General features: G+C 45.8%; 11 protein-coding genes and 1 tRNA gene. 9 read left to right on the top strand and 3 right to left on the bottom strand.

All coding sequences use genetic code 11. The annotated features are described in order from the left end of the window. Positions 1 to 5: 5 nt before the first annotated feature. Positions 6 to 2,576, bottom strand: a complete 2,571-nt coding sequence (gene cphA / locus ICV38_RS06340; protein ID WP_215378445.1) for a cyanophycin synthetase — start codon at positions 2,574 to 2,576, stop codon at positions 6 to 8. After that, on the bottom strand, positions 2,577 to 4,769 hold the full coding sequence (gene cphA, locus ICV38_RS06335) for a cyanophycin synthetase (RefSeq protein ID WP_215378443.1): 2,193 nt from the start codon (positions 4,767 to 4,769) through the stop codon (positions 2,577 to 2,579). Between the two features lie 203 nt (positions 4,770 to 4,972). On the opposite strand from cphA (ICV38_RS06335), the gene ICV38_RS06330 reads away from it, so the two are divergent. The 9 genes from ICV38_RS06330 (at position 4,973) to ICV38_RS06290 (ending at position 14,629) form a co-directional block, all read left to right on the top strand. Further along, entirely contained in the window at positions 4,973 to 7,330 is a 2,358-nt protein-coding gene (locus ICV38_RS06330) for an ABC transporter ATP-binding protein (RefSeq protein WP_215378441.1), read from the top strand. Beyond that, a complete protein-coding gene (locus tag ICV38_RS06325; protein ID WP_215378439.1) occupies positions 7,327 to 7,797 on the top strand; it encodes a DUF1854 domain-containing protein in 471 nt (156 codons plus the stop codon). The genes ICV38_RS06330 and ICV38_RS06325 overlap by 4 nt, the downstream gene beginning before the upstream one ends. A gap of 15 nt (positions 7,798 to 7,812) precedes the next feature. Continuing rightward, positions 7,813 to 7,888, top strand: a tRNA-Thr gene (locus ICV38_RS06320). 516 nt (positions 7,889 to 8,404) lie between these two features. Next, positions 8,405 to 9,667 carry an oxalate/formate MFS antiporter gene (gene oxlT / locus ICV38_RS06315; protein WP_215378437.1) on the top strand — a complete coding sequence of 421 codons (1,263 nt, stop codon included), beginning with the start codon at positions 8,405 to 8,407 and terminating at the stop codon, positions 9,665 to 9,667. A 69-nt stretch (positions 9,668 to 9,736) separates the two neighbouring features. Then, complete coding sequence (locus ICV38_RS06310; protein WP_215378435.1) at positions 9,737 to 10,108, top strand: DUF2946 domain-containing protein; 372 nt, start codon at positions 9,737 to 9,739, stop codon at positions 10,106 to 10,108. Positions 10,109 to 10,189: 81 nt separating this feature from the next. Beyond that, positions 10,190 to 12,394 (top strand): TonB-dependent receptor, encoded by a 2,205-nt coding sequence (locus ICV38_RS06305; protein WP_215378433.1) that lies wholly within the window; start codon positions 10,190 to 10,192, stop codon positions 12,392 to 12,394. A gap of 41 nt (positions 12,395 to 12,435) precedes the next feature. After that, positions 12,436 to 13,644, top strand: coding sequence for an exo-alpha-sialidase (locus tag ICV38_RS06300; protein WP_215378431.1), 1,209 nt, complete (start codon positions 12,436 to 12,438; stop codon positions 13,642 to 13,644). Next, on the top strand, positions 13,641 to 14,117 hold the full coding sequence (locus tag ICV38_RS06295; protein WP_215378429.1) for a TlpA disulfide reductase family protein: 477 nt from the start codon (positions 13,641 to 13,643) through the stop codon (positions 14,115 to 14,117). Before ICV38_RS06300 ends, ICV38_RS06295 begins: the two co-directional genes overlap by 4 nt. Before the next feature lie 32 nt (positions 14,118 to 14,149). Continuing rightward, positions 14,150 to 14,629: a copper chaperone PCu(A)C gene (locus tag ICV38_RS06290; protein ID WP_215378428.1), complete on the top strand. Its 480-nt coding sequence runs from the start codon at positions 14,150 to 14,152 to the stop codon at positions 14,627 to 14,629. Positions 14,630 to 14,698: 69 nt separating this feature from the next. Here the strand turns inward: ICV38_RS06290 and ilvD are convergent, their stop codons facing one another. Continuing rightward, positions 14,699 to 16,393, bottom strand: coding sequence for a dihydroxy-acid dehydratase (gene ilvD / locus ICV38_RS06285; protein WP_215378426.1), 1,695 nt, complete (start codon positions 16,391 to 16,393; stop codon positions 14,699 to 14,701). Between the last annotated feature and the right edge of the window lies 1 nt (position 16,394).

Below are 16,394 nucleotides of genomic sequence, written 5' to 3'. Positions count from 1 at the left end.
TTGCTCTAAGGCTGAACCTTATCCTTCAGGTAGGCTAGCGATTCTTCAACTTGGTCAATCAAGATCAAGCAGACATCACCTTCGGCGACTTCACTCAAGACGGTATCAATAGCTTTAAACTCGCCACGGATTTCTTTAACTTGCTTAGCTTTGGTGGCGCCTACCAAGCCTTCTTGTAAAAGCTTGAGTACTTCGCCATCTTCACGACCACGCTGACAAGCATCTTCATAGAGGATGACATTATCAAATGCATTGCCAAGAATTCGGGTGAGGTCGCGAATATCTTCATCGCGACGATCGCCAGCACCACTAATTACCACATGGCTTTTCTTGGGTTGCATCGATTCCACCGCGCTTGCAAGGGCGCGCATCGCATCAGGATTATGACCGTAGTCAGCAATCACGGTGGCACCTTTGTGCTTGAATTGATTAAAGCGTCCAGGCACAGCATTTGCAGTGCTCTCAAAACTATGCAAGCCACGTGCAATCTTTTCAGCATCTAGACCTAAAGCCCAAGCAGCGCCAATGGCTGCCATGGCATTTTCAATTTGAAAGCCTAACACTCCGTTTTGGGTCAGCGGAATTTCGCTTACTGGAAAGCGGTACATCACGCGTGAACCTTTGGAGGCAACAATATAGGTGCCATCAAAGAAGATCACTTTCTTATTCTTAGCACGGTGTGCCGTGATGACCGGGTGATGTTGGTTCTGGGCGAAGAAGATCACGCGGCCCGAGCACTTATCCCCCATCTTAGCCACCATCGGATCTGCGGCATTGAGAACAGCGGCTCCAGTTGGCGCAACGTTTTGGACAATCACGCGTTTGAGGATTGCTAAATCTTCTACGCTAGTGATGTAGTTCAAGCCTAGATGATCACCTTCGCCAATATTGGTCACAACCGCAACTTCACAGCGATCAAAGCCCAGGCCCTCGCGCAATAAACCTCCACGAGCAGTCTCAAGAACGGCAGCATCGACATCGGGGTGCATTAATACATTACGTGCGCTCTTAGGACCACTGCAATCACCAGTATCGATGAGACGATGATTAATGTACACGCCATCTGTGCCGGTCATGCCTACTCGCAGACCAGTTTCATTAAGGAGGTGAGCGATCAGACGCACGGTGGTGGTTTTGCCGTTGGTGCCTGTAACGGCAACTACCGGAATACGGCCATCTTCCCCTAGAGGAAACATCATGTTGATAATGTCTTCACCGACAGGACGACCCTTGCCATAGGATGGCTTTAAGTGCATGCGTAATCCAGGAGCAGCATTCACCTCAACAATGCCGCCGCCTTGTTGCTCCAGAGGCTTATAGATAGATTCACACAGAATATCGACGCCGGCAATATCTAAACCAATCATTTGAGCTGCTGCTACTGCGCTTGCAGCAACATCTGGGTGAACGTCATCAGTAACATCAGTAGCGGTGCCGCCAGTGCTCAAGTTGGCATTGTTGCGCAATAGAACGCGTTCACCGGTCTTAGGTACATATTGTGGTGAGAGTCCATTACTTGCTAAATGAGCAAGGGCAATATCGTCGAAACGAATTTTAGTTAATGCAGTTGCGTGACCATCACCACGCAATGGATTTTGATTTTCTTTTTCTACCAGTTCCGCAACGGTATGCTTGCCATCACCAACTACTTGGGCAGGCTCACGACGGGCTGCAGCTGACAGACGATTGCCAACCACAAGGAGGCGATAGTCAGCACCAGGCAAGTAACGTTCCACAATCGTTTCACGACCAAAAGCTTGGGTGACCTCAAAGCCAGCACGCACCTCTTCTTCGGTTTGGATATTAGCAACAACACCTTTACCTTGATTGCCATCTTTTGGTTTGAGAACAATCGGGCCGCCAATTTTTTGTGCAGCACGCCAAGCATCATCTGCATTAGTTACAACCTCGCCAATCGGAACCGATACACCGGCCGCTGCAAGCAGATTCTTGGTGAGTTCTTTATCTTGTGCAATCGCTTCGGCAATTGCACTGGTATCGCTAGTTTCAGCTGCTTGAATACGCTTTTGTTTGCTACCCCAGCCAAACTGCACCATGCTGCCCTCGGTCATGCGGCGGAAGGGAATATTACGCTGCACGGCGGCATCCACAATGGAGCCAGTGCTTGGACCAAGACGCACATCCTCATAAAGCGCTTCAAGTTCAGATAGAGCGGCAGCTAAATCAAAGGGCGCATCATTTAAGGTTGCTTGAATAAGAGCAAAACCAAAGTCGAAAGCCATGCGGCCAACAACTTCTTCAATATATTCGACAACTACTTGATAGACGCCTTCGTCGATGGTTTGTACGGTTCGACTAAAAGTGACAGGGCAGCCAGCTTGTGCTTGCAAGCCTAGTGCCGCATGTTCTAGTGCATGAGCAAGGGACAAAACTTCTGTATAACCACCGCGACGCATGCTGCCAAGTTGTGGAAAGCGTTCGCGAATCTTGGTTTCGAACTGAGGAATGGCATCAATCGAGCGCTCTGCAGGTTCGCAAGTCACAATCGCTTCTAAAGCAGTATGACGGCTCCATAAATTGGGGCCACGTAGCATACGAATACGGGTAATTTCCAATTAAGCCCCTATGATAGTTGTAGCGTCTGGTACGAAAGTTTCTGCACCAGCCTCAATCACATTAAACGGAATATCTAAAGCCCAAGCAGCAGCAATGGCGGCGCCAAGATTCATTGTCTTCCATGGGCTTGCACTGTTGGCTTCAGAGTGGCGTGGCACTGGAATCGATTTTTGATCTAGCTTGCCTGATTTCAGGGTGATTTGTTGTTTGCCAACTAGCACTGCGCGGCCACCATTTTGTAGATATATCTTAACGACTTCTGAATCTGAGTTCTCACTAAAGAAAATGACTTCGCCATCACAGAGCTCAGCCATTTGTACGCACATGGGATCATCTGCGTTCAGAACACCAACACCGGTTGGAAGAACAACATCAATTTGTGTGCGCACAATGCTGAAGACTTGGTCTTCATCGTAGATTGCGTACTGCGGGAAGTTTGCTTTGGGATTCACGTTGAGCACGACACCAACTTGGCAACGATCGTAGGCTAGGCCTTCAATGAGCATAGATAGGTGATTGTTCTCAATCACAGCCGCTTCTACAGCGCGGTTGAGTAAAGTGCGACGGGCATTTTCCCAATTCGATACATTGGTGTTCGGAATAGCGCGATTACCAAAAAATAAACCTTTGCTGCAAGACAGGCCAACATAGACGTTGGTAAGGCGCAGAAAGTGAGCAACCATTTCAGCAACTGGTGTCTTGCCGCTTTCGCCACAAATACCTACTAGTGGAATACGGAAGTCCGTTCCAGGCGGAAAGAGGTGGTTCGCAATCTCTTTACCAACCGGCTGTGGTTTGCCGCTAGCAGGCTTGAGGTGCATTAATAGGCCTGGGCCAGCATTGACCTCAACGATTGCAGCATTTTGCTCTGCAAGAGGACGGCTAATATCTTGTGCGACTAGATCAACACCCGCAATTTCTAAGCCAACAACACGTGCCGCTAAGGCGACTTGGCTAGCAACATCGGGATGCACTAAGTCGGTCACATCAAATGCTACGTTGCCATTACTCTGAATTAATACTTTATGGTCCACCGCAGGGATGCTAGAGCCAGTCAGCTGTTGACGCGCAAGCTCAAGCTCTACTGCAGAATCAATGCGCACAGGATTGAGAGGATGCTCCTCAGCAGTGCCGCGACGCGGATCAGAGTTAATCTGAATCTGAATCAATTCTTGGACTGTATGTTTACCGTCGCCAGTGACCCATACAGTTTCACCTTTAGCAGCCGCAACCACTTTATTGCCTACTACTAGCAAACGGTGTTCATCGCCAACAATATGACGTTCAACCAATACTTCACTACCTTCATCAATTGCTACTGCATAAGCAGCTTCAATTTCTTGCTGGGTATATAGATTAATAAATACGCCACGACCATGATTGCCATCGATTGGCTTCACAACCACTGGCAAGCCAATATCTTGGGCTGCTTCCCACGCATCATCTGGACTGGTAACCGTTCTACCTTCTGGTGTGGGAACGCCTGCACTACGCAATAGACTTTTGGTGAGGTCTTTGTCTCTGGAGATGGTTTCCGCAATTGCGCTGGTCTGGTCTGTCTCAGCAGTCCAGATGCGACGCTGCTTTGCGCCATAGCCGAGCTGAACTAAATTACCTTCAGATAAACGAATGGAAGGAATGCCGCGCTCTTCTGCTGCGTTAACGATGCAAGCTGTACTAGGGCCTAGCAATAAATCATCGCCAAGATCGCGTAGCTTTTCAATAATGTCTTGAACTAAGGCAACGCAGTCCGCTTGGTCTTGCGCAAGGGCGAGATAAAGATCGCGAGCGTACTTTAATGCGGTAAGAGTAACTTCTTCATTGATGGCGCTGACCATCACTTTGTAAACGCTGCGACGATCACCATCACGCGCTTTACCAAAACCACCGGGAATGCCTGCAAGATTTTGCAGCTCAAGTGTGAGGTGCTCCATGATGTGCGCTGGCCAAGTGCCTTCTTCAACACGCTTTAGAAAGCCACCCGTTTCTCCATAGCTACAGCGATGCTCGACAAGACTAGGAAGGGCTTTGACCAGGCGGTCATAAAAGCCAGGAATGAGATTAGAGGGATAGTCCTCTAAATCCCCAATATCAATCCAAACCTCAATAACGGGATGGTAAGTCCACATATTGGGGCCACGGAGATGCTTAACACTCAGGATCTCGATGGATTTATCTAGTAATTGGGGCATTTAAGGTATTGCGAGGGGTCGGCACCAGGCTTCAGGGGTCGGTGCAGCTGACTGTCTCTCTATTTTTAGTTTTCTTCAAAATCCACAAAAATTGCAAAAATACATAAAAAGGACTGCTTCGCTAATTTAACGGTTTTCTACCCCTGAAAGTTGACAGTAGCAATAAATCTAAAAAATCCAGCTCCACTATACTTTTGGGGTTAATGAAGCCATCCATCCTACCTTTTGCTCCTGCGCTGCCAAGCGATTGGCAGGCTGTTCTTGGGGGTAAAAATTCCCCCATTCAGAGCTTAGAGGCAGTGCTGGCTTGGGTTGAATTAGATTTGGGTGCTGATTTACGCTTTCAAAAAAGTCTGCTTTGGCTTACTGACCAGGGTTTGTTTTGGACGGACGGTGCCAAGTTTGAAACTTGGCCTATTAGCTCTGCAGAGCATCTCATTCATGGCGACCATGCCGGAGTGGGGCATTTAAAACTTGAAACTGCCGATGCTCTGCAAAGAATTTGGTATTTCACATTAGCAGTCAATCCTCAAGTTTTACGTCTGCAGTCTAGTTTTAAGCTGCTCACTCGTGGTGAAGAGCGCAATGACGCAGAGGTCAGTGAGTATGACAAGCAAGTGTGTCCGGTTTGTTTAAGTCCTAAACCAGCAAACTCCGATGCTTGTCCTAGCTGTGATCCTGAAGATGACAAGCCGCCATCTACTTGGACTTTGTTTAAGCTCTGGCGTTTTGCTAAGCCTTATCAAAAACAGTTGCTACTCGGCTTTGTTCTCACGCTACTATCGACTGGTGCAACATTAATCCCGCCCTATCTCACCATGCCGTTGATGGATCATGTTTTGATTCCCTATGAGCGTGGCAATCCAATTGATTTTCATTTAGCAACTAAATACTTATTGGCACTATTTGGTGCTGCCATCATCGCCTGGGGTTTGGGTTGGTGGAAGACGTATTTACTTGCATTAGTGAGTGAACGTATTGGGGCCGATCTTCGCAATACAACATTTGAACACTTACTTAAGCTCTCACTTGAATACTTTGGTGGCAAACGCACGGGTGATTTGATTGCTCGTATTGGCACAGAGACTGATCGTATCTGCGTCTTTCTATCCCTTTACGCGCTTGACTTTGCGACTGATGTCCTCATGATCACCATGACTGCCGCAATCCTAGTATCGATTGATCCGTTGTTGGCTTTAGTGACCCTGGCGCCGCTCCCATTTATCGTGTGGATGATTCATGTTGTGCGTGATCGTTTGCGTTTTGGTTTTGAGAAGATTGATCGTATTTGGTCTGAAGTGACCAATATTTTGGCTGATACGATCCCAGGTATACGGGTAGTAAAAGCATTTGCGCAAGAAGATCGCGAGCTCAAACGTTTTGTAGATTCCAATAAACATAATCTGCAAATTAACGATCGTGTGAATCGTGTCTGGGGATTATTCTCACCAACAGTCACTTTGTTGACTGAAACCGGTTTATTAGTTGTTTGGGGTTTTGGTATCTGGCAAGTTGCACATCAAAAAGTTACCGTTGGTGTATTGATTGCTTTCCTCGCCTACATCGGACGTTTTTATGTACGTTTAGATTCGATGAGTCGCATTGTGTCCCATACCCAAAAAGCGGCGGCTGGCGCAAAGCGTATCTTTGACATTTTGGATCACGTCTCGAGTGTTCCTGAGCCCATCAACCCAGTACCTCTAGGCCCAGTAAAAGGTCGCATCTCTTTGCGTGGCGTCGGTTTTCGCTACGGTAATCGTGCGGTATCCAAAGGGATTGATTTAGATATTGCCCCAGGCGAAATGATTGGTTTGGTAGGGCATAGCGGTTCTGGCAAGAGCACTTTGGTGAATTTGATATGCCGTTTTTACGATGTGAGCGCTGGTTCTATCGCTTTAGATGGTCGCGACATTCGTAGTATTGCGATTGCCGACTATCGCAAATGTATTGGTTTGGTTTTGCAAGAGCCATTCTTATTCTTTGGCACGATTGCAGAAAATATTGCTTACGGCAAGCCTGATGCTACCCGTGAAGAAATCATTGAAGCAGCGCGTGCTGCACATGCCCATGAATTTATCCTTCGCCTGCCATTAGGTTACGACTCACTCGTGGGTGAGCGTGGTCAGTCCTTATCTGGTGGTGAGCGTCAACGTATCTCGATTGCACGCGCACTTCTCATTAATCCAAGTATTTTGATCCTGGACGAAGCAACATCATCGGTCGACACAACTACTGAAAAAGAAATTCAGCGCGCATTGGATAATTTGGTTAAAGGTCGCACGACGATTGCGATTGCACACCGCCTATCTACTCTCAGAAAGGCTGACCGCCTTGTGGTGCTGGATAAAGGTGAAATTGTAGAGATCGGTTCTCATGAGCAACTCATGGATGCGCAAGGTGCTTATTACACCTTGTATCAAGCACAATTACGTCATGCTGCTGAGTTAGTTGAGGGTGGTGCGATTGGCGAGAGCTTAGAGGAAAGCAAAGAAGAAAATAAAGAAGAGCAGCACGAAGAGAAGCTACAAGAGATTGCTAAGAATGTTGGAGGAGGGGTATGAGACAGACCTCACATCAATTGACGCGTGATTCACTTGGACGTTTAGTGTTTGTCGATACCAAAGGTCATTCGCATGTTGGCGTACATCCAGTGCGCGCGTTTCCGATTACAGCTCCTAGTGCTGGAATTGGGATCATGGATCAGTCTGGTAAAGAAGTATTTTGGTATCCCGATGTTGCGGTAATTCCAAAGCAAGAACTTCAACTCATTGAAGAAGAATTGGCTGCCCGTGAATTTATGCCCGTCATTGAGAAAATTACTAAGGTCTCAACGTTTGCCACTCCAAGTATTTGGGATATCGAAACTGACAGAGGCCCTACCCGAATTCGCTTAAAAGGCGAGGAGGACATCCGCAGAATCGCTGGCAATACCCTGTTGATTGCAGACTCGAACGGCTTGCAATTTCTCATTAAAGACTCAACTGCCCTAGATAAGGTCAGCAAGAAGCTTTTGGACCGTTTCCGCTAGAATTTATTGCGGTAAGCCGCTTTAGCTCAGTCGGTAGAGCAGTTCATTCGTAATGAAAAGGTCGCCAGTTCGATTCCGGCAAGCGGCACCACTCTTCTTGTTCTCTGAATCATAAATACACAATAAAAACAAATACTTAAGGCAATATTTAAGTAGAGATCTCTTAAATTGCGTACGCTCCAATGCTGTTGCACCGCAATAATATTAGGGTTATAATCTAGGTATTAACCCTTAAGGAGATTCAAATGACTGTTCTATTGAATATGATCAACCAGCTTTTTACTGAAAGCAAACCAAGCCAAAAGCAGGCTCGTCACTACGATTTCGACGGCGCTTACCGCGGCATGTAATTGAAAAAAATTACAGATTAAAAAAGCCACCTTCGGGTGGCTTTTTCTTTGTCTAAAAGATTTCCTAAAGTGATGCGTACTAGCCCCTTAGGAGTGAAATAGACCCAAATATCATGGGGTTATGACGAGGGTAATCACTAGTGTGGATTTGAACAAAACTTGATTACTGTCAAGATCTCTATGTCACAAATCCTTAACAATCAGTTACCGATTTATTTCGGATTGACACATATAAAAGCATAAATAGGAGATTTAGTATGAGCGGCGAGAAAACTGCAGGACCTCTAGGAGGTCGTTGGTTTCAGCTACTAATCGGCATTATCTGTATGTCGATGATTGCGAACTTGCAATATGGTTGGACTTTATTCGTAAACCCAATTGATGCGAAGTTTGGATGGGGTCGTGCAGCGATTCAAGTTGCTTTCACCATTTTCGTATTGACAGAAACTTGGTTGGTTCCAATCGAGGGATGCCTCGTTGATAAATTTGGCCCACGCCCAGTTGTATTCTTCGGCGGCATCTTGTGCGGTATTGGCTGGATGATGAACGCCCATGCCGATACTTTAACTATGCTTTACATTGCAGCTGCTGTGAGCGGTGTTGGCGCTGGTGCTGTTTATGGTACTTGTGTAGGTAATGCACTTAAGTGGTTCCCAGATCGTCGTGGTTTAGCTGCTGGTATGACAGCTGCTGGTTTCGGTGCAGGTTCTGCATTGACTGTTATTCCAATTGCAAACATGATTGCTAACCAAGGCTATCAAGATGCGTTCTGGTACTTTGGTATCTGGCAAGGCGCGATCGTTGTGGTCTTGAGCTTGTTGCTCTCTAAGCCTATTAAGAGTGCCATTACTACAGTCAAGGCTGCAGTGGTTCAGACTCGTAAAGACTTCCGTCCAATGGAAATGGTTAAGCAGCCAGTATTCTGGATCATGTATGTGATGTTCGTGATGGTTGCTGCTGGTGGCTTGATGGCTACCGCACAATTAGGCCCAATTGCTAAAGACTTCCAAATTGCTGGCGTAACCGTGAGCTTGATGGGATTGGCATTACCTGCATTGACCTTCGCATTGACAGTTGACCGTGTATTGAACGGCTTAACCCGTCCATTCTTCGGTTGGGTATCTGACAAGATTGGTCGCGAACAGACAATGACTCTTTGCTTCACATTTGAGTGCTTAGGTATTCTTGGTTTGTACTACCTCGGTCGTGATCCAGTAATGTTTGTGTTGTTGACTGGTTTAGTATTCTTTGCATGGGGTGAGATTTACAGCTTGTTCCCATCAACCAATGCTGACACATTCGGCTCTACCTATGCTGCTGGTAACGCAGGTCTCCTCTACACAGCAAAAGGTACAGCTTCATTGTTAGTTCCTTTGTCTAGCGTATTGGTAACGATGACTGGTGGTTGGGAAGCAGTATTCTGGGTTGCTAGTTTCTTGAATGGAACTGCTGCAATTTTGGCTTGGTTTGTATTACGCCCAATGCGTCGCAAACTTATCGAGCGTTCTGCTTCAATGTAATTTGGCTAAAAGCCTAAGAAAAGGGGTCTTCGGACCCCTTTTTGTTTGTTCGGATAAAATCACATTGTGATGAAAGTCTCCAAAAACCGCCTTATTCATTGGATTGCAGCTGTAGCCATTGCAATGAGTGCACTTGCCCCAGCAGTTTCACAAGCAGTGTCGCTTGTGAAGGGTGGTCATGGTTTTGCGATGGAGATTTGCTCGGTAGATGGCGCTAAGATGCAAATTGATGTTCAGACTGCCGATCAAGATCTCTCAGATCAAATGCAACCTTGTCCATATTGCTTAAGCCATAGCAGCATTACCCCAGCGTTTAATACCAATCTGACATTTGCAGCCCCAAACTCTTTTGCGTTGCTGCCTCAGCTTTTCTATCAATCACCCAAGCCACTTGCTGTTTGGGTAACTCCTCCTTCAGCAGCACCTCCAACACAAACCTAAATAAACCTTAGGGCATAGCCTAGCTATGTATTTGGCAACACAGTCGTAACTAAGTTGCCGTAGTATTGTGTGGAGAAGTAAATGTTGTTGAAGCAAAAGAAAATTAGCATAAGCATTGGTTTGATATTCGTATATGTATGTGTGCAGGCTCAAGTTGCGCCACCGCCTGATTATGATCAGCGCTTAGGTAATGTCATTGTGAATGCTACTCGCTCGGGTACGCCTTTGGATGAAATTCCGCTCAACACTACTGTATTGACTAAAGAAGTTATAGAGTCCTCACCAGATCAGACAATTGATCAAGTCTTGAAAAACACTCCAGGCGTTTTTCTTAATGACGTACCCTACTACCAGAAAGATCCAACCGGACAAAGTATTAACGTTCGCGGCCTTGGTAATTCAAGAACCTTGGTGATGGTGGATGGTGTTCCCCTAAATGATGCATTCTACGGAACAATCCAGTGGAATCTTGTGCCGCTTTCTTCAATAGATACAGTGGAGTTTATTCGAGGAGGGGTTTCTAGTTTATGGGGAAACTACGGTATGGGCGGTGTCATTAACGTCAACACTAAAAATCCTAAAAATAGTCAACAAGACGTGTCTGCTAGTTATGGTGCATTTGGCACTGGAAATGTCGCGGCCTCAAAAGACATCATTGTGTCAGACGCTATGCAGCTAAGATTTTCAGCTGATTATTTTGGAACTGAAGGCTATCAGAATATAGCAACAATCTATCCAGCTTCCCCGGCAAATATAAGCCCTGGGCAAAATTCTTCTTGGTCAAAAAATACCAATATGCGACTTCAAGGGAACTTCAAAGCATCTCAAGGTACTGATGGATTTTTTAGAATGGGATATCACACGATGAACGATATCTCTAGTAATTATGGTTTTGCTACCAACCTTATGCAGGAAGTAGATTTTGCTGGTGGAACAACCACTCGATTGGATGATAGCTCGAAAGTTCAAGCGAACTTGTTCTATGAAAATACTATTTTTAATAAGCAAAATGGTTCTGCAGCAGCGGTAAGCTCATCGCTAAATCCAGCGCATATTGCAACCGGTACCGGGTACATTAGCGCTAATTATCAAAACCCATATTCTACTTTGGGCGCCTCTGTTCAGTACACCAAAGAAGTAAAAGGTCTAATCGATCAGTATGTGGCTGCAGTTGATGTTAGAAATATATCTGGGTCAAATCAGACAAATAATCTCACCACAACAGGTGGTATTAGTTCAATCAATTATGGTCAGGGGCAGCAGAACTTTAGTGGCTTGATGGGGCAAATTAAATCAAAAAGTGATGTTATTCCGTTGGAAACTACACTTGCTGCGCGCGTAGATTATTGGACTAGTCAAACTCCGACTTATTACAATACGGGCTCAAATGGTTCAAATCCTGCTTATCAAAATATTCCAAACCAGAGCAAAACTCAGTTAAGTCCAACTTTAGGTTTTTTGTACAACTTATCCAAGGGATGGGACTTAAGGTCTGCCGCTTACCAAGCATTTCATGCGCCGGGTCTTAACAATACGCTCCGCTCATATGCTTCCTCAAGCGGAGGCAACTACTTCGCAAATCCTTACTTAACGCCTGAGACGATGACTGGTTACGAGTTTGGTTCAGACTATCGCTGGAAAGAAGGTTTTTTTCAGATTACAGGGTTTAATAATTATGTAAGGAATGCTGTGGCAACTTATAGTCTTAGCGCTTCAAGTGCTTCAGATGTTGCATTGGCGCAAAGTTTATGTGGCGTAACTAATGGCGCGAATCCTCTGTCAGCTTCTGCGGGAAACTGTGTATCAAAGTCGATTAGCTACTATACAAATAATCAGAATTTACTAAGCCAAGGCCTAGAGGTTGAGTTTCATCATGATTTAAGTCCTATGTGGGCTTTGGATGCTGGGTATGCTTATACGAGGACTTCATTAACATCAACCACAACTAGTGATGCTCCATATGTCGGCAATCAAATCGGTGGTGTGCCGCGAAACTTGGGGAATGCGGGCATAACGTATTACCCCATTCCTAAAGCCAGTCTCACCGCAAATGTGCGCTATGTAGGTAACTCTTGGATGAATACTAGCCATAGCTTGCCAGTGCCAGCTTATGCTGTTGTTGGAATGAGGGCAAATTATGAGCTGACACAACAAGCAACTATTTTTGCTTCCGTTGTTAACTTGTTCAACCGTAATTACATTACTTTTAATTCGGCTACAACAGCCACAAGCTATCAGGCAGGTATGCCTCAGGCAATCACTGTTGGCGCGCGTATCATCTTCTAATGCTTAAATCCTCTTCCCATCTATCATTTAAAGCTCTCTTGATGAGTGTTTTGGGGTTGGTCGCATTTAATTCTGCGTTTGCCCAAATGGATCACTCATCTCACATGATGAGTGCCTCTCTTGCAAAGCCTACCGCTTGCACTGGGTCTGGATTGGATTGCGCAAATGCAGCAACTCCATTCTTTATGGCAGATGGCAAGTTATTGCTGGCATGGACTGGGGGCGGCGTGGTTTCTGTTGCTCAGTCGATGGATAAGGGAAATACGTTTTCTACCCCTGTGGTTATTGCTGAGCATGGGAAGTCTTTGGATGCCGGCGCTGATGCGCGTGCACAAATTGTTGCTGACGCAACTGGCAATGCGTTGCTGGCTTATGCATTTTTCAAAGATTCCAATTGGAACGCCCAGATCAATATTGCAAGGTCCTCTGATGGGGGTAAAACGTTTTCTCAGCCCCAATCTTTGGTGAAGGATAGCTCTAGTCAGCGCTTTCCATCAGTTGTTATTCGACCTGATAACTCTATCTTTATTGCATGGATTGATAAGCGCTTAGTGGCTGATGCCAAGAAGTCAGGGCAGCAACGTTTAGGTGGATCCATAGCCTATTCCTTTTCTAATGATGGCGGCAATAGTTTCGCTCCGGAATCAATTGCCAATGAAGCTAGTTGTGAGTGCTGTCGCATTGGAGCTAGTGTGGATCCTCAGGGTGGAGTTGGAATTGTGTACCGTGCGATATTCCCGGGCGGCATTCGGGACCATGCGACTCAGATCATTACGCAAATGGGTGCCGGCAAGACTCAACGCGTTGCTCGAGATGAGTGGAAAACAGACGCTTGCCCGCATCATGGACCAACTATCGCTATATCGACCTCAGGGAAAATCCATGTAGCTTGGTTTACGCAAGGTCGCACTCGCTCGGGTGTTTTTTATGCTAGCTCTATCAATCAAGGCGAAACCTATTCCAAGCCCCAAAGAATTGGCGTAGAAAACGCTAATGTATCAAGACCTTATTTGTTAGCAATCGATCAATCCGTTTGGCTGGTCTGGAAAGAGTTTGATGGCGCGAAAACTTCTATATACCTAAAAAAATCACTTGATGATGGAAAGAGTTGGTCGGCCCCAAAGTTAATCAGTGCTACGGCTGGATATAGTGATCACCCTTTACTGATCAGTCATGGAAAAGAGGTTTACCTCTCATGGCTCACTCGTGAAGATGGGTATCAATTGATTCCATTAAACTCAAAATCATGAATAAACTACTGAGCATCTTATTTATCAGCTTGGCATTTATGCAGTCTGTATTTGCCCAAAGTACCGCATTAAAGCCATATCAAAAGGGCGATTGGAAGACTTTTACTAAGCCTTATGCAGGGCAGCCTGTTGTAATTCATTTTTGGGGTGTTACTTGCTCGCCTTGCGCAAAAGAAATGCCGTTATGGGGAAAATTTCTAAGTCAAAATAAAAACGCCAAAATTATCTTTATTCAGGTTGATGATGTTTCCTCAGAGAGTGCATCCAAGATGCTCACAGCCGCTAATGTCAATCCTATCGGCAACTACACCTTGGCATCACCTTTTGATGATGCATTGCGTTATGAGATTGATCCCAAATGGCGCGGTGAAACTCCAATGACATTATTGGTTAATAAAAATGGGAAAGTGATTCGCAAGACTGGCAGTATGGATTTTGAGAAATTAAAGCAGTGGTACACCATTGGTACATAAGAGATTTGGCAAGATTAATTAAGGAGAAGTAAATGAAAAGATCATTATTAAAAACGCTATCCATCAGCATTCTCAGTTTGGGATTCTGTGGATCATTGATGGCTCAAGACGTTTCAAAGACCGTCACCACTAATGCAATCAAAATTGAAAATGCCTACACACGTGCTACTGCACCAGGTCAGCAGGTAGCGGGTGGGTTTATGAAGATTGAAAATAAAGGCACTGCTGATCAACTGGTATCAGCAAGTTCTCCTGTTGCTGGTGAAGTTCAGCTACACGAGATGAGCATGGATGGCAACGTCATGAAAATGCGTCAAGTGAAAGATATTGCTGTACCTGCTAATGGTGCTGTAGAACTCAAGCCAGGCGGCTACCACTTGATGTTCCTAAATCTTAAGGGGCCATTTAATGCCGGTCAAACCGTTCCGGTTAAGTTGAAGTTTGCTAAGGCAGGCGAGGTAGAAGTAAAACTGCCAGTAAATGCCGTTGGAGCGATGCACGATAAACATTGATATATCTTGATTGAATGATAAAAAAAGCCCCTGATTTTATTCAGGGGCTTTTGCTTTATGAGGCAAAGACTAGGTGAGGTCTAAATCCAAATCGGTTACTGCACCCTTACTTGCGCTGCTTGCAAGACTTGCATATTTAGCCAAGAGGCCGCGGGTGTAACGCGGCTTAGGTTGTTTCCATGCTGCGCGGCGTTTTGCAATCTCTTCATCACTCACATTAAGTTGAATCAGAAGCTTATGTGCATCGATGGTCACCGAGTCACCTTCGTTAATGAGAGCGATTGTTCCGCCAACATAGGCTTCAGGTGCGACGTGACCTACCACCATACCCCATGTTCCGCCCGAGAAACGACCGTCGGTAATGAGGCCAACGGATTCACCCAAGCCTTGACCAACTAAGGCAGAAGTAGGGGAGAGCATCTCACGCATGCCGGGGCCACCTTTAGGGCCCTCGTAGCGAATGATTACGATGTCACCATCTTTAATCTTTTGCGCCATGATGGCAGCCATGGCATCGTCTTCAGAATTAAATACACGAGCAGGACCCGTAATGGATGGGTTCTTGAGGCCAGTAATCTTTGCGACACAACCTTCGGGAGAGATATTGCCCTTCAGAATGGCTAAGTGACCTTGCTTATACAAAGGATTATCTAGAGTACGAATCACTTTTTGATCAGCACGTGGCACGGATGGAACATCCTTCAATACCTCAGCAATTGTCTCGCCAGTAATCGTCATGCAATCACCATGCAATAAACCGCCGTCTAACAAAATCTTCATTACTTGTGGAATGCCACCAGCTTGATGTAAATCTGTTGCCAAATAAGTGCCTGATGGTTTCATATCCACGATGACTGGAACGCGCTTACGTATGCGTTCAAAGTCATCAATTGTCCAATCAATTTCAGCGGCGCTGGTGATTGCCAAGAAATGTAATACCGCATTGGTAGATCCACCTACAGCCATGATCACGCTAACTGCGTTCTCAATCGATTTTTTGGTAATGATGTCGCGCGGGCGCAGATTATTTTTAATGGCTTCAACTAATACACGTGCAGATTCCGCAGCGCTAGCCACTTTCTCGGCATCTTCATTCGCCATGGTGGAAGAGTAAGGGAGGCTCATACCCAGGGCTTCAAAGGAAGAGCTCATGGTATTGGCGGTATACATGCCGCCACAGGAACCGCTGCCTGGACAGGCATGTTGTTCTACCCCTTTGAGGTCTTCTTCACTCATACGACCAGAAGTAAATTCACCAACAGCTTCGAATGCAGAAACAATATTGAGGTCTTTACCTTTGTAATGGCCCGGCTTTATTGTGCCGCCGTAAACATAAATTGCAGGAACGTTAGTGCGTGCAATTGCCATCATGCCACCAGGCATATTTTTATCGCAACCACCAATCACTACGACACCGTCTTGCCACAAGCCATTGACGCAAGTTTCAATACTGTCAGCAATGACTTCGCGAGAAACGAGGGAATATTTCATGCCTTCAGTTCCCATACCAATGCCATCAGACACTGTTGGTGTGCCGAACATTTGGGCTTTTGCGCCAGCTTCTTCTAGTGCAATCACAACAGCATCGCTTAATTTTTGTAAGCCACTGTTGCAAGGGGTAATCGTGGAGTGACCGTTAGCAACTCCAACCATGGGCTTAGAAAAGTCCTTTTCTTGATAGCCCATTGCGTAATACATTGAACGGTTTGGTGCGCGAGCGACTCCCTCGGTGACCATGCGTGAGCGTTCATTAAGGCGTTTCATG

The organism is Polynucleobacter sp. MG-6-Vaara-E2 (assembly GCF_018687695.1).
GTDB lineage: Bacteria > Pseudomonadota > Gammaproteobacteria > Burkholderiales > Burkholderiaceae > Polynucleobacter.
Note: the sequence above shows the minus strand (reverse complement) of the source record. Positions and strands in the feature narration are given on the sequence as shown.